The sequence below is a fragment of the Gibbsiella greigii genome (assembly GCF_039540155.1).
Classification (GTDB): domain Bacteria; phylum Pseudomonadota; class Gammaproteobacteria; order Enterobacterales; family Enterobacteriaceae; genus Gibbsiella; species Gibbsiella quercinecans.
Genome location: NZ_BAABEM010000046.1, coordinates 15,700 through 40,550 on the forward strand (window position 1 = coordinate 15,700; position 24,851 = coordinate 40,550).

General features: G+C 53.2%; 28 protein-coding genes. 3 read left to right on the plus strand and 25 right to left on the minus strand.

Annotated features, from left to right (window positions below):
* The first annotated feature begins 16 nt into the window (after positions 1–16).
* Entirely contained in the window at positions 17–562 is a 546-nt protein-coding gene (locus AC559G_RS19550; RefSeq protein WP_070082786.1) for a hypothetical protein, read from the plus strand.
* 100 nt (positions 563–662) lie between these two features.
* Here the strand turns inward: AC559G_RS19550 and AC559G_RS19555 are convergent, their stop codons facing one another.
* From AC559G_RS19555 to pdxR, 16 genes are all read right to left on the minus strand, one after another.
* Positions 663–1,421: a TIGR03747 family integrating conjugative element membrane protein gene (locus AC559G_RS19555; protein ID WP_498914077.1), complete on the minus strand. Its 759-nt coding sequence runs from the start codon at positions 1,419–1,421 to the stop codon at positions 663–665.
* A complete protein-coding gene (gene traD, locus AC559G_RS19560; protein WP_498914079.1) occupies positions 1,405–3,510 on the minus strand; it encodes a type IV conjugative transfer system coupling protein TraD in 2,106 nt (701 codons plus the stop codon). The genes AC559G_RS19555 and traD overlap by 17 nt, the downstream gene beginning before the upstream one ends.
* A gap of 41 nt (positions 3,511–3,551) precedes the next feature.
* Entirely contained in the window at positions 3,552–4,178 is a 627-nt protein-coding gene (locus AC559G_RS19565; protein WP_498914081.1) for a restriction endonuclease, read from the minus strand.
* Entirely contained in the window at positions 4,175–4,699 is a 525-nt protein-coding gene (locus AC559G_RS19570; protein ID WP_498914083.1) for an integrating conjugative element protein, read from the minus strand. The genes AC559G_RS19565 and AC559G_RS19570 overlap by 4 nt, the downstream gene beginning before the upstream one ends.
* A gap of 2 nt (positions 4,700–4,701) precedes the next feature.
* Complete coding sequence (locus AC559G_RS19575) at positions 4,702–5,370, minus strand: lysozyme family protein (protein WP_498914084.1); 669 nt, start codon at positions 5,368–5,370, stop codon at positions 4,702–4,704.
* The gene (locus AC559G_RS19580; protein ID WP_498914086.1) at positions 5,349–6,071 is read right to left on the minus strand and encodes a TIGR03759 family integrating conjugative element protein; all 723 of its coding nucleotides are present in this window, start codon (positions 6,069–6,071) and stop codon (positions 5,349–5,351) included. Before AC559G_RS19580 ends, AC559G_RS19575 begins: the two co-directional genes overlap by 22 nt.
* 10 nt (positions 6,072–6,081) lie before the next feature.
* Positions 6,082–6,867, minus strand: a complete 786-nt coding sequence (locus tag AC559G_RS19585; RefSeq protein ID WP_498914088.1) for a hypothetical protein — start codon at positions 6,865–6,867, stop codon at positions 6,082–6,084.
* A complete protein-coding gene (gene pilL2 / locus AC559G_RS19590; protein ID WP_498914090.1) occupies positions 6,852–7,475 on the minus strand; it encodes a PFGI-1 class ICE element type IV pilus protein PilL2 in 624 nt (207 codons plus the stop codon). The genes AC559G_RS19585 and pilL2 overlap by 16 nt, the downstream gene beginning before the upstream one ends.
* A gap of 151 nt (positions 7,476–7,626) precedes the next feature.
* Positions 7,627–7,899, minus strand: coding sequence for a DUF2442 domain-containing protein (locus AC559G_RS19595; RefSeq protein ID WP_498914092.1), 273 nt, complete (start codon positions 7,897–7,899; stop codon positions 7,627–7,629).
* Positions 7,880–8,116 (minus strand): DUF4160 domain-containing protein, encoded by a 237-nt coding sequence (locus AC559G_RS19600; protein ID WP_498914094.1) that lies wholly within the window; start codon positions 8,114–8,116, stop codon positions 7,880–7,882. Before AC559G_RS19600 ends, AC559G_RS19595 begins: the two co-directional genes overlap by 20 nt.
* 16 nt (positions 8,117–8,132) lie before the next feature.
* Positions 8,133–8,675, minus strand: a complete 543-nt coding sequence (locus AC559G_RS19605) for a single-stranded DNA-binding protein (RefSeq protein WP_498914096.1) — start codon at positions 8,673–8,675, stop codon at positions 8,133–8,135.
* Between the two features lie 72 nt (positions 8,676–8,747).
* Positions 8,748–9,212, minus strand: coding sequence for an STY4534 family ICE replication protein (locus AC559G_RS19610; protein ID WP_498914098.1), 465 nt, complete (start codon positions 9,210–9,212; stop codon positions 8,748–8,750).
* A gap of 671 nt (positions 9,213–9,883) precedes the next feature.
* Complete coding sequence (locus tag AC559G_RS19615) at positions 9,884–11,914, minus strand: DNA topoisomerase III (protein WP_498914100.1); 2,031 nt, start codon at positions 11,912–11,914, stop codon at positions 9,884–9,886.
* Between the two features lie 14 nt (positions 11,915–11,928).
* On the minus strand, positions 11,929–12,495 hold the full coding sequence (locus tag AC559G_RS19620; protein ID WP_498914102.1) for a hypothetical protein: 567 nt from the start codon (positions 12,493–12,495) through the stop codon (positions 11,929–11,931).
* On the minus strand, positions 12,492–13,235 hold the full coding sequence (locus AC559G_RS19625) for a PFL_4669 family integrating conjugative element protein (protein ID WP_498914104.1): 744 nt from the start codon (positions 13,233–13,235) through the stop codon (positions 12,492–12,494). The genes AC559G_RS19620 and AC559G_RS19625 overlap by 4 nt, the downstream gene beginning before the upstream one ends.
* Before the next feature lie 272 nt (positions 13,236–13,507).
* Complete coding sequence (pdxR, locus tag AC559G_RS19630; RefSeq protein WP_498914106.1) at positions 13,508–14,956, minus strand: aminotransferase-like domain-containing protein; 1,449 nt, start codon at positions 14,954–14,956, stop codon at positions 13,508–13,510.
* A gap of 91 nt (positions 14,957–15,047) precedes the next feature.
* Between pdxR and AC559G_RS19635 the strand changes: the two genes are divergently transcribed.
* Both AC559G_RS19635 and AC559G_RS19640 read left to right on the plus strand, forming a co-directional pair.
* A complete protein-coding gene (locus AC559G_RS19635; RefSeq protein ID WP_498914107.1) occupies positions 15,048–15,479 on the plus strand; it encodes a GNAT family N-acetyltransferase in 432 nt (143 codons plus the stop codon).
* 489 nt (positions 15,480–15,968) lie between these two features.
* Positions 15,969–16,400, plus strand: coding sequence for a carboxymuconolactone decarboxylase family protein (locus tag AC559G_RS19640; protein WP_498914108.1), 432 nt, complete (start codon positions 15,969–15,971; stop codon positions 16,398–16,400).
* A gap of 131 nt (positions 16,401–16,531) precedes the next feature.
* Here AC559G_RS19640 and AC559G_RS19645 read toward each other — a convergent pair whose 3' ends face one another.
* The 9 genes from AC559G_RS19645 to AC559G_RS19685 form a co-directional block, all read right to left on the minus strand.
* The gene (locus AC559G_RS19645; protein ID WP_498914110.1) at positions 16,532–17,779 is read right to left on the minus strand and encodes an STY4528 family pathogenicity island replication protein; all 1,248 of its coding nucleotides are present in this window, start codon (positions 17,777–17,779) and stop codon (positions 16,532–16,534) included.
* Between the two features lie 138 nt (positions 17,780–17,917).
* Positions 17,918–18,181, minus strand: a complete 264-nt coding sequence (locus tag AC559G_RS19650) for a ParE family toxin-like protein (protein ID WP_498914112.1) — start codon at positions 18,179–18,181, stop codon at positions 17,918–17,920.
* Positions 18,178–18,801, minus strand: coding sequence for a DUF2857 domain-containing protein (locus AC559G_RS19655; RefSeq protein WP_498914114.1), 624 nt, complete (start codon positions 18,799–18,801; stop codon positions 18,178–18,180). The genes AC559G_RS19650 and AC559G_RS19655 overlap by 4 nt, the downstream gene beginning before the upstream one ends.
* The gene (locus AC559G_RS19660) at positions 18,794–18,934 is read right to left on the minus strand and encodes a hypothetical protein (protein WP_498914116.1); all 141 of its coding nucleotides are present in this window, start codon (positions 18,932–18,934) and stop codon (positions 18,794–18,796) included. Before AC559G_RS19660 ends, AC559G_RS19655 begins: the two co-directional genes overlap by 8 nt.
* On the minus strand, positions 18,934–19,653 hold the full coding sequence (locus tag AC559G_RS19665; RefSeq protein WP_498914117.1) for a DUF2786 domain-containing protein: 720 nt from the start codon (positions 19,651–19,653) through the stop codon (positions 18,934–18,936). The genes AC559G_RS19660 and AC559G_RS19665 overlap by 1 nt, the downstream gene beginning before the upstream one ends.
* A complete protein-coding gene (locus AC559G_RS19670) occupies positions 19,653–21,419 on the minus strand; it encodes a ParB family protein (protein WP_498914119.1) in 1,767 nt (588 codons plus the stop codon). The genes AC559G_RS19665 and AC559G_RS19670 overlap by 1 nt, the downstream gene beginning before the upstream one ends.
* Before the next feature lie 2 nt (positions 21,420–21,421).
* Positions 21,422–22,795, minus strand: a complete 1,374-nt coding sequence (dnaB-PI, locus tag AC559G_RS19675) for an SPI-7-type island replicative DNA helicase (RefSeq protein WP_498914120.1) — start codon at positions 22,793–22,795, stop codon at positions 21,422–21,424.
* 10 nt (positions 22,796–22,805) lie between these two features.
* Complete coding sequence (locus AC559G_RS19680) at positions 22,806–23,360, minus strand: hypothetical protein (RefSeq protein WP_498914122.1); 555 nt, start codon at positions 23,358–23,360, stop codon at positions 22,806–22,808.
* Complete coding sequence (locus tag AC559G_RS19685; RefSeq protein WP_498914124.1) at positions 23,357–24,283, minus strand: ParA family protein; 927 nt, start codon at positions 24,281–24,283, stop codon at positions 23,357–23,359. The genes AC559G_RS19680 and AC559G_RS19685 overlap by 4 nt, the downstream gene beginning before the upstream one ends.
* Between the last annotated feature and the right edge of the window lie 568 nt (positions 24,284–24,851).

Consider the following 24,851-nt stretch of genomic DNA (forward strand, 5'->3'; position numbering starts at 1 on the left):
AAGGAGAAGCAAGGAAATGACACTGAAAGAAATCAATGATATTGCAGTAGTTCTTTTATATAGCGTTATGCCGATAGCCTTCGCTGTGGTGGCATCGGGGATTATCATCTTCATCGGTTGGTATATAACAACTCTTCGCTATCGTAGAATCATAAGAATAGCCATACAAAACAATAAATTAAAAAATGAAGACTTACACATATTCTTGAATAAAAAATATATAAGCTATAGCTCACTCAACCTGGTTTTAAAAAATTTATTCGAAGAAGAGCTAAAAAAAACTAGGGGTGATAATCATACGAATACCCTAAGAGACATTATCAATTGGTACGAGGAACAAGAAGGACTGATTGAGCTACCCAAGGACATAAGAGCTAACCTTGAAGTAATCCGAAAACAAACGCCAGAAAGCGAACATCAGATCAACCAATTAGCAGCCAGTTTGAAAGATCTCTTCATAACCCGGCAACGGCGTGAAAACAGATTAAGACGGTTCAGCTACATATCGGGTGGGGTCGGGATAATTGGCGTTCTATATGGCGTAATACAATCTATGTTGTGAAATTATCACTGACGCGCCGCTGATCGCGGCTTGTCTGCTGACGGAGGCGCACAAAAACAAGTTTTGCACGCCACCGTCCAGCCCGAATAACAGCCTGAGATCAGAGGTATTTTTTGAAAGATGCGGTGGTTACAGTTACCGCGATACCCAGCAGAATAGCAGCCGGCAATAACAGCAGATTGGGATACACGGCCGTTGGCCAGGACAGATACAGCATGCAGGGGATATAAACAGCGGGTTTCACCATCCGTTTCGCATGGTGATAGACAAAGCTCGACTCATACCCAGCGCCGTAACGCCGAATATCACGCCGCCCCATCCCTTCGGTCAACGCGACCAGCACCACCAACACAAAGAGCGGGATAGACAGCACCAGAATCGTGACCCGAATCAGGGCGATCACCGTGACATACATGCTCGCCAGCAGGAACCCCTGCAATGAATCGGCCAGTTGAGCACTCCAGTTGTTCAATTCTCTGGCTATCGCATTCTGGCTGTGCGCTTGCGTCTCATAGGCACGATGGATCCATGCAAGGAAGCCGCTGTCGACAAATGCCCACTGATAGGTCGCGCTGATCCAGCGAACCAGGGTGATCGACGGTTCCGACAACAGCAGGCTGCGGGTAAACTCCGATGACAAATACCCGATTTCCGTATGCATCACCGCTTCACTGTGCGACGCCCCCAGTTCCGGCCAGAAGAACACCATTCCGACATATTCGATCACCAGACTCACAAAGAGCGAAGCCATGAACATCCCGATCAATGTCCAGGGCCAGCCCCACAGCACGTTGTAAATCAATCCGTGCTTTCGCGGCGGCACAGGATGCTGCGGCTGAGTATTATCCGTTTGCGACATGCGTTCTCCCTACCGTATCCGGCATGATCTGGCTCGCCGACCACCAGGACTCACTGGTCCGGTAGTTACGCCTCATCTCCTCGGCAATTTTTTGCAGATTAGCGGGCATCAGTGCATCATCACCGTCACCGCTGGGTAACGGCATGCGGATTTTCCATAACTGCCCGCCTTCCAGCAGGGCAAACGCCTGGCCTTTGGGCAGATTAATCACATCAGCTGGCGCCAGTAACGGTGTCTTCACTGTGCTGACACGATCCTGGGTGCTGGAAGTAAAATCCTGCCCTTTCTCAACATCGGCGGTGTCTGCATGACCAGATACCAGGGTCTTGGTATAAACCTCCACCTCCGGCAATTGTGATGTCAGTAACTGAGCCGTACGTTGCTCACGCACACGCAACATAATCAGCGTATTGAAGTTACCGGTGACCTGGGCCGCTTTGGCTGCATTGCCGATACGGGCTTCTATGTCTGATTCAGTTTGCGTATAGGCCGTCACCTGAATACCGGCACCGCCGCCCTTATTGATGAGCGGAATAAACTCGTCACCCATCAGTTCATTGAACTCGTCACAGTGCAGGTTTATCGGCAGCTTGCCGTCGGCTCGGGTTGGCAGTCCACCGTGCATACCGTGTTTATAGATATGGCCGGCCACGGATACCAGATCAGCGAACATGCTGTTACCGACAGCTGAGGCCACCACGCCATCGGACAACGCATCCAATCCGACATAAACAATGCCGCGCTTGCGAATGACCTGCTCCCAGTCAAAAATGGGGCGCGGGTCGGCCATGTTCGTATAATCGGGTGCCAACAATTCAGCGGTTTTACCGGTTGTCAGTTTTTCCAGCAGTGGCAGCAAAGATGCCACGATTTTGTCAAAATAGGTTCGGTCATAACGCACCGCACTACGCAATCCATCCAGAATAGGATCATACAGCTGCTTACCGGCTTCCGAGCTCAGGGCTATTTCTACCGCCATGATTTTTATCGCGTTCGGCTGGCCCTGCATATTGCGCGGCACATCATCTTCCGTCAGCACTTTCAGGCTGTTCTCGATCTGCTGCTGTAACGCTGGCATACGCTCCCCGATAACCTTATGCGCATAGGTTTCATAAAGCTCATTGATATTATTCACATAGCGGGTGATCAAGGTGTAGTCAGGGCGTTGGCCCAGGGCGACCAGGGCGCGGGCAACGATGTTGACGAACCGCCAGGCAAACTCGCGGAAGGCAGCGCTGTTCCCCTCTCCACTTAACTGCCCGGAAATACGGCCCGCCACTTCCGAAACACGCTCAAACCTGCCGACGGCGTTATAACGTGCAGAGATATCCGGCCACCCGAGATGAAAGATATACAACTCTTCACCGCGGCCAGCACGATGGGTTTCAGCCCAGACCCGACGTAGCAGGTCTGCATCACCTTTTGGATCAAATACGATTGTGATATCGCCACGGCGGATATCCTGGGAGATCAGCAGTTCAGCCAGGCGGGTTTTGCCGACTCGCGTCGTGCCCAGCACCAGAGTGTGGCCGACACGTTCACCGAGCGGCATCGAGACGTCGAGCTCATCCGGCTCAATGCCATGGATTGCCGGATTGCCCCCCACTGGCGGCAAAGGCCGGACTGGATTCAACGGCGAATCGGTTCGCAGCAACTGGGACAACCACGGCATGTTGTATTCGGTTTGCAGTTCCAGACGCCGCGCCATCTGATAAAGTTTTGGCGGGAGAACATACTTCTCGACTTCCGGCCGGCGCGTATCCATCAGGCGCTGGGTGTGTTTCTGTTGCCAGCGAAAACCTTTGCCAAGAAAAAGCCGTTGCCGGCTGACAGGGATCTGCGCGCTGGTCATGACATAGCGGGGTAAACGACGCAGATTACGACGGTAACGGATCACCTTCATGCCCTGACGCGCCCGAATAACCGACAGAACCGCGAAACCACTGGCAGTGACATAACTGACCGACGGCGCCAATGCCACCGACCAGGGTGCCACAAAACAAATCCCGGCCGCGGCGCCGGCGACGATTGCCGTGTTGAGTTCCACTGCTGGACGCAGTAGGGCTTCCATTACATGGCGATTACTCATCGTTTTTTCTCCATCCATATAGGCACGGTGCCGGCAACCGATTAAAAGTAAGACGCATCGGATTTACTCCGTTGAGATTTTGAATAGGGGAAGGGAGCCTCATACCAGGACGCTTTGCCATTCAGCAGATCCAGCAAGCGTTGTCCGCTAATAAGTTGGATTTGCGGATGCGCACGTAGCAACGACCGGCTGAGTTCTCCCGTACGCCCGGTATGGATAAAAAAGCCGCCACAGCGCTCACGTAACAACAACGCCCCAAAATGCTGAATATGGCCAGGAGTAATCGTCTTACCATAGCGTTTGGCCTGGATAAGATAACGCTGGCCGTCGATAAACACTTGGCCATCCAACCCACCATCACCGCTGTAGGAGGCATTGCGGATAATCGGGCATCCCTGGCGTTCAAAGGCAAGTAATAACAACTCCTCAAAAACATAAGGGTTGATTTTTCGCAGATAAGCCAGGCGTTGCGCATCCCCTGATAATTGCGGTACCCGTTGAATCAGCCGTTCGGCTGTAGCACGATACCGCCGATGACGCCGTTTGGATGCCGTCTCACGTCCTCGCAGGTTTAGGATGGCCATCGTGCCGATAAACAGCCCAATCAGCAGGGCTGAAAGCAACGGGCTCGCCAACAGAGCGGCAACCAGATGCTGCACGGGCATCATGGGGTAACCTGCTGCGATAATCCGGTGTCTGTGATAAGTACCGGGTAATGGCTGAACTGCAGACGGCGCGCCAGCTCGCTGCCTGACGCCGGCGCCATAGGCACGCCGGGGGCCATTTCACGCAGTGACTGAAGCCCCGGAAAGTGGCTGACGTTCACCACCAATCCGGCGGCACGCTGGGACTTCAGGCTTTTCGCATTTGCCTGCAGCCAGACACGGGAGGCGTCATCATCCCCCACAATAAACAAGGCGCCGATGCCAGGTAGATTCAGCGGTCGTGAGGCGACGTTCCCCGGGGTCAGCTCCGGCGTGCTCACTGGCAACATCGTCGTTTCCGTTTCAGGTGCAGACAACGGGAGCGGCGGTTCTAGAGGGGGGGAAGGCCGCACGTCCTGGCGATTGATCCCCTCAAAATAGGGTGCGGCATCATCGCCCCCTACATCGGCAATGACGTTCAAATTCGCTAACGCGGTGGCCGTTACCAAGTACAAGCCGAACAACAGAAAATTCACTTTACGCATAATTATTGGCTCCGTGGTTCTATCCAGGTCAACGCCGTGGTCTGTACCGGAATTGGCGTCATACGGGGTACGATGGCTGGAGCCGTCGTTCCGCCGTTAATCCGTGCCAACTTGGTTTTCACGATGGATTTGTAGCGAGCGGCAGGAGCGCCGCCGGCGGGGTGGTGATAGCAGCCGGCGGCCGCCATCCAACTCCCCGGGTTACGGTCATAGCACTCTCGCAGAATGCTCGCGGCAGCGTTGAGGTTGGTATAAGGGTCAAATGCCTCCCAGGTCGACGTAAAATGGTGACCGTTCCAGCCCAGGTTGACCTGGGCAATACCGACATCAATACGTTTACGCGGATGCGTTTTCAGGAAATTCTGCAGGGCTTCCCAGGCCTGCAGACGGCTGGCATATCGGTAACCTTTCCCGGCCACATTAATGGTCCATGGCCAGGGACGTTCTACCGAAGGGGGCTGGCCAGCACCCCGGGTAACAGAGGAAATACTTTTGGGCGCCATCGAGGTTTCAGCCAGCGCCACCGAGTAGAGCGATTCCGCCGGCACCCCGTGACGCATAGCCACTTCGCGGTAACCAGCCGGGATATCTTGTGCCGTAGCGGCCTGTCCGCAAACCGGCACCCCACATCCCACTAACAACGCCAGGGTCAGAACGCGGCGATAGTCCATCCGTTTTCCCCCTGTTGCAACACAACCGGCATCAGGCCGTTGCCGAATTTCATCCAGCGGCCACCGTCATGATTGAGCGTAATTTGGCGCGCGCGAACCTTATCAACGGGAATGTGGTGCGCCCGGGCCCAGTCACGCAGAAAACTGTCGTTGCCCTGGCTGTCGACCAGGTAAATATCGACAGGTCGGTTGTCCGCCAGAACCGCCGCCAGACGCGCATCACACTGGGCGCAATCTTTGGCCTTAACAAACAGGGCCAGGCGGCCGCCGGTATCGTGCGCAATCCCCGCAGCATTCCCCATACTGACCGGCAATACTCCCAGTCGCTGCCAGGCCGCATCCACCTCACGCTGGAACTTCAGTTCTTTCTCGGTACGGGCAAATTCTTGCCTGACCCATTGTTCGGCATATTTTTTCCGTTCAGCATCGCTTCTCGCCTCAATGCCCAACGCCGTTAATGGATCGAGCCCGGGTGACTGCATACCGCGGGGGCCATCCATTAATTGTTGGTAACGCTGGTAATCTTCAGCATTCAGCCCCCATTCGCTGGCCTGTTTCTGGAGATGCTGAGAAGTGCTCTGTGCGGTTTCCTGATTGGAAACGTCCTGTCCCTGACTGTTTACAGCCTGGATCCTGGCGTGGGCAGAACCGCATGACAGGAGCAGTACCGACAGGATAAAAAACGTGTTTTTTTGTCTCATCTAAAATTCCTTACTGCACGTTGAGCGTCTGCAGACGGCCATTTACGCGGAATGTAGCTTGGCCAACCCCGGCGCTGACCAACTGCCATCCTGATACTGACTCCCCCTCGCCGATTAGACGCACCTGGGATAAATCACTGAACCCCTGCGGTGCCACGGCGGCGAATGCGGCAGTACCTCGCCGCTCAATCCCCGTCAGCACAAAAGGCGCTTTGCGTACCACGCGGACGGCTTCGCGTGCAGGCGATTTAATCGGCGTAGGCGGGTGCTTTGGGATGATTTTGGCCGTCGCAGACGGCGCTGCGGGGACGGATGTTGATGGCTTTGTCGATGCATCAGTTGAGCTTGCCGGGGTATCAGTCGTTGGTGTTGGGGCTAATGACGCCGATTTTTTGTATGCGGCGAGGTCATCTTTCAAAGCGTTCAAATCCGCTTGCTGAGCCTCCAGTTGCACCTGCAACTGCTGCGGCGATACTGGGTTACTGATGATTGCCGCAAGTTTCGTCTCGAATTGCGCCTGGCGGCTTTCCAGCATGGCGACTTGCTGCTGTTGCGCCCCGAGAGCGTTGCGCAAAGACGCCACATCGTCTTGTGGCGACAGGGTTCTCTGAGCCTGCTCCAGTTGTGCAACACGTTGATTAACGCCCTTAAGCGCATGACTGCCTGCCAAGCCCATCATGAGGACAATCAATGCGCCTCCGGTAAGCCCCCAGAATGTTTTGCTGCGAAGGAGACCTTTTTGAGGCGCGGTCATCTGGGGCATTTGTTCGTTTTGTCCTGTCATTTTTTCAGCCATCCTCCCGTTGCTGGTACGGGTTTTACTGGCGGCGGCGCAATAGACGTCGCCGGTGCGCTGATCGGGGCAGATACAACCGGCGCCGGCGGCAACTGCGTGGCCGGCAACTGGTAGCCTTCGCGCAGGCTGTGGCAAACGACACGCTGTACATCGTCCACTTCAAGCTGCCACGCAGGCCCCGCCAGTACCTGCAACGCGGTACGTAAACGCATTGGCCCTAATTGGTACTGAACGGCCGGCAAAGCCTGCCGGTACAGCACACCGTTTGCCGGCCCCGTGGCGCACAGGGAGTATCCCGACTGGCGCAGGGCATAACGCAAGGCATCCGCCACCGTCGGCTTAACCGACGCCGGGATGCGAATATCAATAATCTGGGAGAGCGGATCGCTCTGGACGGAAGCAGGATCAGTGCTGACCAGTAAATAGCGGTCATAACGAACCACTTCCGGCGCCCGGGCATAAACGTCCGGGCTAACCGGTTGCACATTACGGGTAACGGTAACAGGCGGCGTGACTGATGAAACATCACGTTGTTGCAGAGGTTGCCGGGGGGCGCACCCGGTTAGCATGATGGCCGCCAGGGAAGTGATGACGAGTGTTTTTTTCATCCGGATGGTTTCCTGTTCAGTGACAATTGACAGGTGTCACTGTGCGGTTACCGCCCACGGCCCTCAATTAACAACTCTTTTTGCAAAACAAAAAAAAACGCCAACCCGAAAGTCAGCGTTTTGTTAGACGAAGAGGATTAAAATAAAGGGACTAAGTTAAAGAGGGAGAACGATTAACGCCTCTCGCTCCCAACAGCAGTCCTTCCGTACTTAAGTCCTCATCCAGATCTGGCCAGTGTATGCCTAAACCCGCACCACACAGCTCCCAGTTTTCACGTTGAGCCTGAGTGCCGGCCGCAAGACGAGGATACCAGGCCAGAGGGGCTGAAATGGAACGGCCATCCATCAAATCGACAGTCAGACGATCGTCATCGATATGGACGTTCATTACACGCAGATCGTTCTCATTGTGCAAAGTAAGCATTCCAGGCCTCCTGTAAAAGTGTCTGATGTTCAGCGACCAAACGTTGTAGTAAGCGCAGTTCATGTGAAGCAAACCCCACACTACGCGCAACACTGCCATCATGTAACCATATTTTAGCCGTTGCATTGCCCTTATCAATATGGACATGCGCAGGCTCATTCGGTTCATGGCTGTAAAAGTAAAAGCGAAAACCGTCCACTCTGAGAATTGTCGGCATAGTGATCTCCGGACAATCAAAGGGCGTAAATGACGGATTTTGCTACTCCGTACCCAACCCCCAGGAACGGTATATCATCGTCGAAGTCTATCGGCGGTTCGTTTCCTCCACCTCCAGATTGAGGTTTCTGAGTTGCGGAACCACTATGCATTGGCTGCTGTGGCTGCCCCCATCCCCCCTGAGCACGTTGGCTCGGGTTAACAGCCTGGGAACGACCACCTAGCATTTGCATGGAGCCGCCCATATTGACCACGACTTCGGTAGAATAACGATCCTGCCCGCTTTGGTCTTGCCATTTTCGGGTCTGGAGTTGACCTTCAATGTAAACCTGAGAACCTTTACGCAGGTACTCACCGGCAATTTCAGCCAGTTTTCCGAACAGCACAACGCGGTGCCATTCTGTTTTTTCCTTCTGCTCACCGGTCGCCTTATCGCGCCAGCTCTCAGAGGTTGCCAGGGTAATGTTAGCAACCGCACCGCCATTTGGCATATAACGGACTTCCGGATCTTGGCCGAGATGACCGACAAGTATGACTTTGTTTACGCCACGAGACGCCATAATCAAATCCTCATAGGGAATAGAATCAGAAGGGGAAAAACGCCCCGATAAATCGAGGCGTAGAGGGCGTTATCAGAAGGAGTTTTCTGCGTATTGCTGCTGTGCAGAACCTTGCTGAGGCGGCATAGAGTCGGATTTTTCAGCCTGGTAAACCTTCTCATGGCCGATTTTTATCCAATCGACCTTGATAAGGCGGGCTTTCAGACTGACACGCTGTTCACCGGCATGTTCACCGCTGTTGAGCGTATAAATGTCCGTTTTCAGGTTGCTGAGCACAAACCCAATCAGGACTTTTTTGTCTTCATCAACCGACTTTTGACAGCGATTGATGAGGCTGCTGGCTTCTTTACCGGCGACCGTGACATCGAAACGCGTATAACTGGCGTTATCGGTAGGACCAGAAAGTCCATTGATGACACAGCTGATAAAAGTACCGTTAGGACCATTGACCTGGCGAACATTACTGAGATACCCCATCCCTTTGATGGTCAGGTTGAAATATTCAGTTTTGTTGGACGTGTTTTGCGCTTGAGACATGATGTTTTCTCCATGGAGTGTAGATTCGGTGACGGAGAAAAACACCTTCCCCGACGGGAAAAGTGTTTCCCGTCGGGGACCTGCAAAGTCGTATGTCAGTGCAGGCTGTCTTGATTGTGAAATAGACCTTCATCACCGCTAAGTGATCCCCGTTCTCAAAGGCTAAACGGAGTTACCACCACATGGGCTTCCTCTTTCAGGCTACGAGGCTATTGGCAGTCACCCTAAGGCGTTTCTCACAGACCGCTGAAACTTTGGCTGGCACTCACCCGAAGGCGCTTCTCACAGAGTGCTGAAGCATTGGCTGGTTGTCCGAAGACAACAAGTAAGCCTGTTCATTTTTAATGCAAGTTATGTGAGTGTCAACGTTAATAATACGTTTTGCGAGCGATAAAAATAAAAACGGCGTTGATCCGAAAATCAACGCCCTGGGGTCGGTACCTTAACCTTTCATATAATCAAACAGACTCCGGGGAGGAACCTAGTGTCCCGGCGCGTTTTTCACGGAGTCGCATGCGCCTTGTCAACCAACCTGAGTGTGAAGGCCGCTGACCGGACTGAAGTAGAAAAAAACCATGGAAGAATTTTCCTACCACCGCAGTCACGGGGTACCCTGCATCAAAGCCCGTTCACCTTAGCAAAAGTTTCCACCATATACATCAGACAATCTCTTACTCCGGTGAGGTTGCTTTATTTTTAGCCGCTGCTTTCCCTTTATATCGTTTACCGTTACGGTTGGTTTTCGTCCCAATATTGACAATACCCTGGCAGGTTGGGTAATTGATACATCCCCAAAAGGCGCCACCGCCTTTCTTGCCCGCACGCCGGCGCATCGCTCCGCCACAGACAGGGCAAGGAGGAGACGGCGGCGCAGTGAACTTCACCGCCTGCGTTTTACCTTTCTCGACCAGATGCCCCGTCCACTGCGCCTGCCGCGACATAAACGTTTCCAGACTCATCTGCCCCTGGGCAATCTCATCCAGCGCCTGTTCCCATAGCGCCGTCATACCCGGGTTTGTCAGCGCTGCCGGCAGGGCATCAATTAACTCGCCGGCAATCGGTGTGGAGAACAAGAATTTTCCCTTTTTCTCCAGGTATCCTCGCTTGAATAGCGTTTCCAGGATAGCGGCTCGCGTCGCTTCAGTCCCCAATCCGGCATTCTCTTTCAAAATTTTCTTAAGTTGAGGATCGCTGACGAATGCAGCCGCATTTTTCATCGCCGCAATCAACGTCCCATCAGTGAAGTGCGCCGGCGGCTTTGTTTGCATGGTTTTAAGCTCAGCGCCGGCTACGGCACAGGACTGTCCTTTAACAAGCGTCGGGAGACGAGCCTCATCGTCGTCCTCCTTCGATTCACTGCCTTCGTGCTGAAACAACGCTTTCCAGCCAGCTACGATCTCAACCTTGCCGCGGGTACGAAACAGTTGGCCGCCAATATTGAAGGTCGCTTCAGTGACATCGACTTCATGGAGCGGCAGGAACTGCGCCAGGTAATGCTGGCGTATCAGTTGGTAGACCCTAAGCTCATCGGCAGACAACTTACTCAGGTCGAACGGCTGTTTTGTAGGAATAATACCGTGGTGAGCGGTGATTTTCTTATCGTTCCAGATCCGTGAAACAAAACCTGTATCGAGTTTAGCCACTGTCGCGCTCAGTGTGGGATCCGTTCGCGTGATGGCATTAAGAACCTGTGGGATTTCTTCACGCATTGACGTCGGCAGATAACCGCAATCGGTGCGGGGATAGGTGGTCGCCTTATGGGTTTCATACAACGATTGAGCAATGCTCAATACCTGGTTTGCGCTCATTCCCCATTGGCGAGAGCAGGCCTGTTGCAGTGTACCCAGATCAAAGGCCAGAGGAGCTGACGCTTTCTTACGCTCCGTCCCCACATCAAGAACCAGGGCACTCCCCGTTTGCTGGCAAAGCTGCACCACGGCCTGCGCCACATTTTGCTGAATACAACGTTTCTCCTCGTCACAGTAGTTGGCGGCGGGCACCCAGTTGGCAGGGAAATTGATCCCCTCCTTCTGCAAGGTAGCCTGTACCTGCCAGTGCGGTTTTGACACAAAACTGGCAATTTCACGGTCACGGTTCACGACCAGCGCCAACGCGGGCGTCTGCACCCGGCCGATCGACAAGACCTCGCCATACCCTTGTTCCCGGGCTTTCAGGGTATAAAGCCGGGTCAGGTTCATTCCCGTCATCCAGTCAGCCCGCGCTCGCGCCATGCCTGCATGGTAAAGCGCCGCCGTCTTTTCACCAGGCAGCTTATTCGCCAGTGCCTGGCGAATACTCGCCTCATCCAGCGCGGATAACCAGAGCCGCTGTACGGCCCCCGTAAAGTGGCAATATTCCAGCAGCTCGCGGGCGATGACCTCGCCTTCCCGATCGGCATCAGTGGCGATGACCACGGAATCCACTTGCTTCAGAAGTGATCTGACAACGGCAAACTGATCCGCCGTATCTTTTTTAACGGTCATTTTCCACTGCGTCGGCACGATGGGCAGTACGGACTCGCGCCATGGGTTGCCATACTGTTCACCGTAGGTCTCAGGTTGAGCCTGCTCTAATAGATGCCCTACAGCCCAGGTAACAATGACTCCGGGCCCGGCAAGATAACCCTGCTTACGTTGGGTCGCCCCAAGGATGGCGCCAATATCTTTACCCTGGGACGGTTTCTCACAGAGATAGAGTTGCATCTGATCGCCTCCAGTCAGCTCACCTGACCGTTAGCAACCTGCTGCAGTTGCTTCATTAAACGCCCCAAATACGCATCGGTCAGATGCGAACTATCCGGGGAACTGTAAGTCACCTTCAAACGACTGCCGGCACCGGATTTCTCAATTTCCAGCACCAGGCGATCGCTTCCTTTCCATTCCTGCCCCATTTTATAGTAGCTGCCCTTTACCGCTGACCATACGGAGTGGGCTTCATCAACAGAGCCGGCACTCCAGTCACCGTACTGATCACGTTTACGCAAACTTTCCAGTTCATCTGAAGAGATAAACTGATAATGACTTTTGAGGCGGGCCGCGGCGGTATCAACATCCACGGGAAGAGTATAAACATGGAGCACATTTTGACGCGGGCCGGTGTTTCCGGCTTTTGTCATCCAGGGCATATCATTATCATTAGTGCTACTGGCACTGCCGCCGGCCAGCGAATGGGCGGCATCACTGATTTTTTGATTCCACGCAGCGAGGTCGCTACCGGCGCAACCGCTTAAAATCAGCGCCGTGCAGAACAGGGCAGGTATTAACGCTTTCTTGTAAGGGCTCATGCATTGCCTCCTTTATCAGAGGAAGAATCAGCAGAGACTGTGACAGGATTACGTAACGGCGGGGAGAACGTTGAACGTTTCACACCAGTTAAGATATCTGCATCCGGCTCACCTAACCGTTTGATAGCCTCAAGACCGGCAGGCGTTTGCAGACGAATATCATCGCGGGTCACGCTGACAGAACGATATTGTTGCACCACCCCGTATACCTGACGAACCCAGTGCCCCCCCTTACTCAGTAAGTCATCGCGTTTCTGGCGTGAAATCAAACCGTAATGCCAGGCCTGGAAAGCTTTCATCGCAAGCTGGTCGAAACCAACCAGTAGCCAGACACAACGGTAGCCCAAGGGAGTTCGGCTGAATACACCGATATTTAAAGGCGAAACGGAGTAAACATCGGACATCGTGATCTGGCTTGGCAAATCGGATAAGGTTTTTTCGAGCTCTGCGACTTTCTTTTGTAAGCGCGCGGTTCCTCGCTCTATCGCCAGCTCCAACAACAGCATAGCGGAGTCTGCATACGGGTTGTCATTATCCGAATCGGCATTGATTTTACCTGCCCTGGCGATGACCTGGGGCATGCTAACTATTTGAGGTTTTTTTGACTCTTTCTGACGTTGACGGCCTTCCCATAAAAGGATGGCATATTGGGTATGCAGTTGAACTGTTAAAGTCGACTTCAGTGCCCCCGCCTTTCCCCGTGCGGGAGTATCTGGAGAATTGTTTGCTGTATCTGCCATGTTGAGCATCCTTCTGTCTGCTGAGAGTATGTTTGGCTTGAAATAGTCTCGGCAGGGCCAGAAAGCAGCAATTCAAAACTCTTTTTGGTTTGTGAAGAGAAAGAGTAAAAGGCGGGGTGTTCATTTTTTAATCTTGTTGGCACTACCAACAAGGTCAATTTTTAATCAACAATGCCCCCCCCGGTAATTCTGAAGACTAAACTCTGAGAGAGAGAGGTAAACAGGGGGCGGTTCATAGCGATATCTACATGAAAAATCAGAACGTTATTCTATCAGAGCCTATTTCGGGACACAGACTGGCATTCAGCCAGTGCGGTTTTCAGACGCTGAACTGACTCCGTCGCCTGTTCGCCCGTGATGAAGCCGGCAAACCCCATCAGCAAGCCTCCTTGCTGCGACCTTCGTATCCGCCACCTGCTCAAGGCTTGGACAGCCAGGCCGTGGGACTCTGCCGCTGCGGCCAAGACCTTGTCGTTGTGTCGAGTGTTTAGGTGCGCCAGCACATGAATGCCGCCAGCTTGGGGCTGGACGTGCAGGCATGAACCGAATGCCTGTAAAAGAGCATCGACCAAATAGCCACGCCGGACCGCATACAGTGAGCGCATCCTGCGTAGATGCCGGGCAAAGTGGCCCTGCTCCATGAAATCGGCCACCGTCGCTTGGGGCAGGATCGAGCCGGGCCCGCAAAGGTGGTTCGCCGCGTCCCTGAACTGTTCAATCTGTGCTTCAGGTACGACCAGATAGGCCAGGCATAGGCCGGGAAACATCACCTTGCTGAAGGTACCGGTGTAAAGCACGCGCCCGTAGCGATCCAGGCTTTTCAGTGCGGGTAGAGGCCGGCCGTGGTAGCGGAACTCGCTATCATAGTCGTCCTCGATGATCCACGCTTGATGGTGGTTGGCCCATTCCAGTAGTTGCAGCCGCCGGGGCAGAGACAATGCCATCCCCATGGGACTCTGGTGCGTGGGTGTCACCACAGCGAAACGTGCCCTGGCAGCCCGCTGTTGGCCGATATCCACGTTCAGGCCTTCGATATCCACGGGCACCGGCTCCAGGCGCATGCCTGTGCGCTCCAGGAACTGGCGGGCGAAGATGTAGCCGGGGTCTTCGTACCACCCGACATCTCCGGCTCGCAACAGCGTGCGGCACACCAGCTCCAGCGTGCCCCGGTAGCCGGCGGTGACGAACACCTGCTCGTGCGTGCAGGCGATGCCGCGCGAGATGCCGAGATAGGCTGAGATGGCGCGGCGTAACGGTTCATAACCCGCCGGGTCGGGATAACTCATGGCCGCCGTATCCAGAATGCGCAGATTGTGGCCGGCCAGGCGCACCCAGGTCTTGCGCGGGAATGCATCCAGTGCCGGCAAGCCGAGCTGGAAAGGCCGTACTTGACCGGTCTCGATCTGCGGACGTGAGCGTGACGGTGCAGGAGGGTTGGACGCAGAGGCGTGCCCCGGTTCGCTCAGATTTTCCAGTTTGGGCGAGACGAAGGTGCCGGCTGGGCCGCGCGTCAGGAAATAGCCCTCACTGGTCAGCATTTGATAAGCCATTTCGACCGTGCCGCGCGCCAGGTTCAGTTCACTGGCGAGGCTACGCACCGACGGCACCCGATCGCCTGGATGGAGTTTTCCAGCGGCAATCGCATCCCGGTAACGCCGGTACAACTGTAAATAGATAGGCGAATCGTGCTCTCGGCTTGGCTTCAACTGCTGCATGTTCATACGCTATGACCTATTCATTTATTCAATTCTTGCACCTTTTTACCAGGTCATTATTTTCCTAAAGTACTGGCTCCATGACAAGGAGATCGACATGCGCACTTTTCGAATGAGCCCCATCAACAGCGATCAGGACTACCTGGCCTGTTTCGACGTTATGCACGAATTGCGACCTCATCTTCCCGATGCTGCCGCATTCGCTGCGCAGGCCCGCCGCCAAGCCGGGGAAGGCTATCGTCTGCTGGCCGCATGGCAGGGCGATCAGATCATGGCGTTGGCGGGCTACCGCATCCAGGAAAACCTGCTGTATGGACGATTCCTCTATGTTGATGACCTAGTGGCGGTTTTGGGTGCCCGGCGCTTGGGCTTGGGCAGCAGACTGATTGAGGCACTTCGTGAGGAAGCACAGCGACAGGAGTGTGCCCATTTGGTGCTCGATACCGCATTGGGCAATGCTCTGGCGCAACGCTTCTATTTCCGTCAGGGTCTGCTGTCCAAAGGACTGCATTTCAGCCAGGCACTATAGGCATGACGAACTATGAACCAACTTCTTTTCCTAAGGTGTGTCCCGTAACTATTTTTTGTACAGATCAGTATTGGTATAACTGTGCAAAAAACGCGTTTAAGCGATAAAAATCGGCCCGAAATCGTTCAATATTCAACCGAAAATCACATTTCGGAGATGATTCCTACAGCACTTTTGGGTATGCAGGGAGGTTAAGGGACACAGCCTAGAATGTAGCCCTGCCGACCACGAATCACTCGGCGCTCAGCAAGTGTTGGCGGTTTTGGACAATTGCAACGCCCTCGACTGCAGCATTTGTATGACAACGCACAGCCTGGCTGTGGAGCCGCTTGTGCCGCTGCCAGCGCAATACGCCCGGGCCGTCATGGGGAACCACAACGTGCAGTTCGTGTACTTACCGGGGCTATCCCCGACTATTGAAGTATTGGCTCAAACTCGCCTTGCGCTAGCTTCGTTTCTCGTTTCTTCACTTCCTATCGGAGACCTTCCATGAACACACTTCGCCTGCCTTATCAAACCCTTTCGCCTGAAGCCTACCAAGGACTCGGCCTCACCAAGAAAGCCCTGGACAAGAGCAGTCTTGGAAAACAGTTGATCGAATTGGTCTATCTGCGAGTTTCGCAAATTAATGGCTGCGCTTTCTGCCTGGAGATGCACACAACGGCCCTGCGCGTCGGCGGCGTACCAGATGCAAAGCTGGACAGTCTGGCAGGTTGGCGCGTGAGCGCGCATTTCAGCGAACGTGAGCGCGTGGCGTTGGCCTGGACGGAATCACTGGTAGACGTGGCTCGCAGCCACGCGCCTGACGAGGATTTCGAACCACTCAAGGCACAGTTCAGCGATACGGAAATCGCCGACCTGAGCTTCGCCATCGCGCTGATGAGTGCCTTCAATCGCCTGGCGATCGGCATGCGTCAGTAGAATCTGGGCATGTGGATGGCTTTACTGCCATCCACAATGAACGGGAATCTTTTTTGAGCATAACGATCATTTTTTAATCTTGCTGGCACTGCCAACAAGGTCACTTTTCATACAAATATGCTAAACCCCATTCATGTTCTGATTTTAGCTCGTGCCATTTGCTGACGTAATTTAGCGACAATACTGCTGACATGTTCCCGTGATGCAGATTTTCGGTGAACAGGTAATTCTGTTTTTGCAGGAACAGCAGCACGTTGTGATTTTCCAGTACCGCTTGTTTTCGCTGACTGTATCGGTTTTGCCGGCGAGTACAATTCCCCGTTCCGGGCGCGTTTTATCACCGTCAGCAGCCAGGCAGTCGGGTTATGCAGGTTTCCTCGGGCCATTGTTTGAACAAGACTATCCAACACTTGCCGGGCAGCTTCAGCAGGCAATGCGCAAAGCTGAGCGGTGATCTGCCGACGATCATCCTCGGCCATGCTGCGTTGCAGTTCGGCTGGCAGTTCTGGTACGTACGTTTTTTTATTCACACTGTGTGTGAAATTACGTACGTTACAGTTCGGTTTGGTTGAATCCTTGTAAGTGATTGATTCCAGAATGAGTTCGGAAAACGAACTCTGCATGACATTACCCGTTTCATGACTGAGTTCGGCATCCGAACCAGGGGGATTATTACCGGGTTCGGTTATAGAACCATGGGAAATGGGCTCCCTGAAGGACACGCGGTTCGCCATCTGCTGAGGCGTTTGCGGTGCTCCCAGGCGTTCAACGATAGCTGCCATCTGCGAATGCTGATGACGCATTGTCGGGTCATTTTGGATGTCGGACAACACTGACCAGGCCGTTTGATTCACTGTGCGGTTTTTATGCTCACAGGCCGAAGCCAGCGTATCAAGCCAAGTTGGATCTAACGTCTCGGCATCACGGGCTGATAATGGTTCATCGTGTTGCGCATAGATGTTTCCCCGCACACGACCTTTGTCGTCACGTACACGGCGACACAGGCTGAGCCAGCCGGTCAGGCGTAACATCAACAACACTCGGCTAACGGTCTCACGGGATGCTTTGCCGTTAAATGGAGAAGCGAGTTGCAACTGCAGCTCGTCATAGGTGGGAAATACAGCCCCCTGATTCTGTTGCGCATATAGACGGATCATTATCCACGCCGTTTTGTCCAGCGGTGACAAACGCGTGTCCAACAATAATCGGCGGGGTATGGAATCATGCACATTGCCCATATAGAGCAGGCCACTACGCAGATTCGTAACATCGGCGCTACCCGTATGTTTTTCAGCGCTTATTCGCTCCGCCATTCGGGCATTCATTTGCGCCAGTGTAAAGGAGATCAGGCTATCATCAGGTATTCGAGTTGTAGTCATCGATTTAGCGGATCCTTATCACGCTGCTCACGCCAGCAAATATGGCGAAGTAGCCAAATGGTTGTCGTGCAATAATTCTGCACATGGCCTAAAGGCATTCAGGCCTGTGCCCGGGATCCAGACACAGGGTGAATGTCATCACTTCCAAATTTCATTGTTGTAGCGTTCGTGGGTCAGCAACTCCCAATCTGCGCCGCTGTTACGGCTCAACAGACGCCAGGTGGCCCCAACATTAATCTTTATCCACGCACGCCCGGGGGCGTGCTTACCTTTTACATGGATATTTTTGTAATTACGCTCACCCCGGCGAAACTGCTGAACCAGCGCTTTCGCTTTTTTCTGACAAGATGGCGGTGCAGAACGGGGGGCCAGTAAACCGGGCATTAAGGTCATGGATTTCATGCCTGCCCCCTCGCCGTTCCTCTCACGGCATTATTACGGATCGCTTGAATGGCTTTTTTGGCCTTGTTGGTATGAGGAGCATCAAAGCCGCATACCGCGTGCCACACGGCCGTGAGTGACACATCCATTTGCTCTGCGGCCAGCATCATGACATCCAGACCATCCGCGCTTGAGGGATCGTCAATGCCTGATTTTTGCCACTGACGCCACAGCGTCGCATTCTCTTCATCACTGAGTGCGGCGCAACGCCCCTGACGGATACAGATACCGGTCATACGCCGACGGGCGGCAACTTCAACCGTCGTCAACCCAAAATAGTGCTGCATCATCTCAATAGACCCTCCCAGCGCCAGGGCACGGTCAATACGTTGCATGCGTTGCTGTTCGCGACGCGCATGCTGCAACATCAATGAGAAGTTTTCATGATGGATTTGAAATGTCAGTACCGATACCGGGCTGTTCAACAGGTAATGCAGATCTTCAACGGTTAAACCATGCAGCAGTTGCATTTCCTCTGTGGTCAGTCCCAGAGACTCACAACGGCGTATATAGCCGGACTTCAACTCCATAACCAACTGCGTTAACAAGCTATTGGTCGCCTGAGATAAACTGTTACTCATCGTTGGTTCCCCCCAGATATTCAGCCACCGGGCTCAAGGTAGTGAATGGCGAAAAAATAAAGCGGTAAGACAAGCCGGTCAGAAAAACAGGCTCCAGGGAAGGGGTACCCATTAGTGATAATTGAATGCGCATCACTGAACCTCCCGGCGATAACCAAGCTCGGCAGGCCCGGTTCCCTGTACACCGTGATGCAACCGGGCGTTCTGTCCTGCCTCATACCCCTGCCGTCGGGCAATATCGTCACCGCGGCATGCCTTGAGTGCGCGTGTTTGTAACTCGCCCATTCTCTGGTTTTCCATCCATGACACCATCAACTGGCGCTCCTGTTCAGAAACCCGAAACGTTGTAATGACCTGCCGTACGCCCAAAACCCATCCGGCCCGAAACTGCTCAGCTCGCGCACGGCGCGTAGTCAGTTTCAAACGCTTGTTCTGGGTTTTCAAATAGGCCGAAGTAGCATCTTTCAACTGGCGGCTCAGCACATCAAACGCATAAGCGGCAACCGCCGGGCGCCCGCTAAAGCCATAGAACGTCACATTACGGCGATACCCGGACGAAGTTTCTCGCCAGGAGAAATACAGGCGGCATCCAAAGGCATGGCAAACCGCCCATGCCAGACTGGACATCCATTCGGGGAGTTTGCTTTTAGCTTCTGACGGTGCTCCCTGACTTGGGGCCTGCTGTATTGATGAAAGGCTCGCATCCAGCTCGCTGATACCGTATTTTTCCATCAGTTTTTGCGCCCGGGCCAACGCCAGGCCGGCTTCATGGGAATTGCTGTTGCTACGAGCCAGCTCAAGAAGTTTACGAACCAGTTTCACCAGGCGTTCTTGTCGTTGCGAAAAATTCATCAGCTATTCTCCTCTGTTGCTGGTACGTCACGCTGCAGCTCGCGCAGACGACGCATAATCCGGATAAGGCGCATCAGCTTGACAGCGTGAATGTCGTCAAACAGCGGTAAGTCAGCAGCCCTCTCCGATCCGATTAACACATCGCCCAGCGAACAACCGTCATGGTCGGTGTTGTTGACGCCGGCAAGAGAGAGCAGAAAAACAGTAAAAGGGGAAGGTTGTTCAATACGTCCGGCCGCCAGATGCCGATCGGCCAGCGTATAGCCGACCGCGTACAATCCAGATCTATCAGCTTTGATTTCAGCTTCGCACCCCGCGACTTCGGCCAGTTCGAACGCCAGACGGAACGTCATGACCTGCAGATGTTCAATATCATCCTGCAGTGTTGGAATGGCCCAGATAGTGCCGACAGGCTCCAGGCCTACTTCAGCAAAAGCAACCTCAGAATGTTCGGTGTTATCTTGTTGTGGCTCCATGACCAAGTGCGCGGGCTGGAATGGAGAACGCGTTAATATCTCATCGTTGTCCGGTAAGGTGGCGCGCCCTGAGGCACTTTCGGTTTCACCAGAGAGTATCGCCGGCGCACCGTATAAATCAGGCTGTGTCTCTACACGCGTCGTATTGAAGGAAGGTGCAGATTTCTCTTCCTGCTGTTCCTCCGATGCGTTGTCCTGCTTGCTGTCTGAATCAAACAAAGCACTGGCCAGGGCTGTCGGCGCAATATTCTGATCGCCCGAGTATTCGGTTACGCCCGGCGGTAATTGACTGCTTTTCTCCTCAGAAGATCCCTCTGACGACAAGGAATCATCAACTTCTAAAGATTGTACCGAGAACGATGTTGGTTCCCCCAAATGCTTACGCCGATTTTGCTCCTTTGGATCGAGTTCCAGTAACCAACGGTCATAGTTAAGTGAGGGATGTGGCAGTGCTTTTACGAGAGCACCAATCAGCTCATCACGGAACATATCCAGCGAATACATTTCAGGCGCGTCGAAATGACGGCAAACGGCACCAAATACTTCATCAAAAGAGCGCGTTGTAGAAACATCATTAGTAAAGAGTTTCCAGGTTTTTTCAGCGTCACTATGCAGGGAAAGTAACTGCCTGATTTGCGGCGCCCCCAGCCCTGACTCAAGCAGTGCCGGCATGGATGGATACAGATACTTCACCGTATCTTCCATTCGACTGATCCCCGAGAAATGCACCGGATAACCTTCTGCAGCAAGTAATGAAGAAAGCTCCCGGAGAGTGACGCTCTTACCCAATTGTTCTTCATAAATAGAGCGAGCCTTTCTGATACCCAGCGCTTTTTCAATGAAACTCAGGTCGCCACGCACGTCATTTTCGGCCAGATGTCCAATGACACAGGACAAGCGGCCCGGCCACGGTTTGAACAAACAAGGAAAACGGTAAAAACGCTCTTCCCCGGTTTCCTGCCACAGTTCGCACAGAATTTGGTAGCGGGTGTTGCCACCATCACTGAAGATATAAACCGGCGAACCGGCTTCCGGATCCCGGGTAACTTTTGGCACAGTATCCAACCCACGGGCCTGAATAGACGCTTTGATTTCCTCATATTTAGGGTTACGGGAAGTCCGGGGATTGTCCGGGTTGGGCGCTAACTCATCCAAAGTCAGCACCATCGGCAGTTCACTGACAGGAAGCGGAGTGACTGAGGTTGTTTCAGGCTGCGTGCCCAACGCGGTTTTACCCTGTTGCAACAATGCACTGCTAAGATCGAGTACCTTGTTTTTTGAACGCGCCATGCTCATGCCCTCCCTGCGCCAGCATATTGTTCGTCAGGGAAATCGCTGAAAGCGGTATATTGCCCTTCAAACTTAACGCGGATGGTGCCAGTAGCCCCCTGGCGCTGTTTGCCAATGATGATTTCGGCAATACCCACATCCTGCGTGCCAGCGTCATACACCTCGTCGCGGTAAACAAAAGCAATGACGTCAGCATCCTGCTCCAGAGCCCCAGAATCACGAAGGTCGCCGTTAAACGGGCGTTTATCCGCCCGGCTCTCCAATTGACGGTTCAGTTGAGACAACGCGACCACCGGGCAGTCCAGCTCTTTGGCCAGCGCTTTGAGACTCCGTGAGATTTCAGAGATTTCCTGCGTTCGGTTTTCCTGACCAGGGCAACGCATCAATTGCAGATAATCCACCATGATGAGGCCCGGTCTGCCATAAAGGCGGGTATAGCGTCGTGCGCGTGAACGCAGCAAGGCCGGTGTCTGGTAGCTTTCATCATCAATGATTAAGCGATCTTCCCAGGGCGTCATTTCCGCGACAGCCTGGCTGATCCGCGCCCAGTCTTCATCATCCAGTTGACCACTGCGCAGCCGCGCTAACGCTACCCGCCCCAGCATCGAAACAAGTCGTTGCAGCAACTGCGCTCGCGGCATCTCAAGGCTAAAGCAAAATGCCGGCTTACTGGCGTCCCGAAGAGCGCCGACGCAGAATGAGAGACCCAGAGAGGTTTTCCCCATGGAAGGGCGCGCAGCGAGTAAAATGAGGTCTCCTCCCTGCAAACCACAGGTAATCGCATCCAGTCTGGCGAAACCGGTCGGCGTTCCGGTAATGCCATTACCACCGTTAACCATTTCCAAATGACTGGCCAGCGATTCAAGACCGGCAATCAGACTCACATTTTGCTGTGTTTGTGTCTGCTCTGACAGTTGGAACAATTGCTGTTCCGCCCGTTCGGTCAGTACGGCCGCATCGGCACGAGGAACGACTGCTTCGGCGCTTAATTCACGCCCTAACTGGAGAAGTCCACGCAGCCTGCTGCGCTCAGCAACAATATTGGCATAGGCAACAATGTTGGCCGCACTCGGCGTGTTTTTCGCCATTTCCGCCAGATAGGCAAATCCACCTACTTGCTCCAAGCCGTCATAAGGTTCCCAAGTGCCTTTCTCCAACTGCATCGATTCAGACAACGTAATCAAATCGATCGGCTGTTGACTAGCAACGAGTTGCCCCATCGCTTTGAAAATTCGGCGGTGTGCCGGCAGATAAAAATCGTTTTCCCGGATCAGCGGCAATACGTCATCCCAGCGGTCGTTATCCAGCATCAACCCGCCGATCACAGCCTGCTCGGCATCAGCGGAATAAGGTACGTTTACGGTTTGTTCTGACATGGTCCGCCCCTTAGTCATGATCTTCAGTGAGTGGATGGCTCAGAAAAAAATCACAGGACGAACACACACCCAACCCTGTTTCACGGTTGACTTTGAGCCAGTAACAAACGTTTCGGTTTTCGTCGACGCAGGCATGGCTGTCTGTACAACCACACCCGACACAGGTGGCTTCTTGCTCAACCGCTACCGATAAGGAACCAATCTCATGAAGCGCTGTGGTTAATATTGCGCGTAGCGCCGCTGAGGCGACCAGGATTAGGGGGGCATTATCATAGATTGCGCCCCCTTCAGCTTGATGGCTCCAGCCGATCTCCAGCAGAGGGGCGCCAGGGGAAGACAAAACCCCTAAAGCCTGCTCACGGAGTTCTTCTTCACTATCAAGGTTATAGAAATCAATAAATCCGCGGGAAACACCCCATTCCAAAGACAATCGCTGGTATAACAACTCTTTGGCGGTTTCGTAGTCTGGGGCGTCAACAAACGCAAAAACCTCTTCACGTAAGCGAAGGGGATCTGTACTGCTGGCAACGGCACGCCACAACCGGTTTTGGTTATTTTTGCTCATGCCTGCACCTCCTTATTTCCCATCAGAAGTGCGTCAAAGTCAGGCTTCCACTGCGGAAACAACTCGCAGACCAAACTATGCATAGTGACGGCGGCAGCCTGAGTGGATGTGCGAGTCGTCGTTCTTTCAAGACGGTGAACCGGCTGACCACAGGCATGGCCCATTTTGTAGATTTCTAATTTGGGAATAAGCGTATCGAGGAGAGAAACGTTGAACTGATCTGCCCGAGTGTATAGGCCGTTGGCGATAATGTTGTTTAAGCTTTCCAGCGTTTGCTGGTCAAGGTTCGTGAATTCCATGCAGTTGGTCAGAATACGAATACGTGGTAATGAAACTCCGTAGCAAGTCAGCGGCAATAGTCCTTCCATCAACCCTAGGGTGCCACGCAGGAACTCTCGCGTATCCGGCAGTATAGGCTTGATAACGCCGACAGCGAATTCCGTACTGGCAACCAGAATCATCTCGAGCATCACAGACGCCGCACCTTTGGAGTCAATGATAATGACGTCGTAATCGTTGAACAAAGAGTGCTGCAAAACATTCTTCAGACGTATACGACCATCCGCGGCATGCAGCATGGCAGAAGATAAACGGTCGTGGGGATCGTTGGAAACGATGACATCAAGATTAGGAATAACAGAACGGGAGATAATTTGTTCGGGTTGGTTTAGGTCGACCGTCTTCATTAACAGTTCATACAAACCGTTGGGTGCTTCATATTCCAGGGAGAAAATGCTGCTTGCAGTAGGTTGGGAGTGGTCGCCATCGATGAGGAGAGTCTTTTTACCTGCATCGGCAAGGAAGCCAGCAAGGTTGGCACTTTGAGTGGATTTACCTTCTCCGCCTTTGGTTGAAACCATAGGCACGATTTGCGGCTTAGTACTGACAGAAGCAGTAGTGGCTTTTGTGGCAATATTTTCCATGTGTACACTCGAATAAAGTATTCGATGAGTACAAATTCGATGTGGTAACTATTTCACGCCGCGATAATTCAACTTGCTGGCGAAGAGAGGATTGAAAATCCCCGTGTCCTTGGTTCGATTCCGAGTCCGGGCACCACTTTTTCAAAGAAACCAGCCTGATGGCTGGTTTTTTGCTTTTTGGGATACGAACTCTCCAGCGAGCTTCGTCCGATTACTCGCTTCACGTGTAAGGCTCGCAAGGGCCGACGTCACACATTACGCAAACGCGTTCCCGGTGTTTTTCCTCAAGCTCAATCTCCTCTTTCTTTTTATAGTTCGTATTGTACGCAGGGGTATCGTTCACAACAGCAATACATTCGTAGGAAATTATCGCAGCCGTAAGAGAGAAAAACTTCTGGACTCTAGATTATGGGGTGTTAATGATTTTACTCATTTAACAGCGTATCCACTATTTGTGGGTAGGTTCATGGTAGGAAACCTTGCTCGCTTGAACAACGATGATCATGGTGCCGGATTGACATCAGGATGTGCACACCTTGTATCAATTTTTTTGAATGACCAATTACTA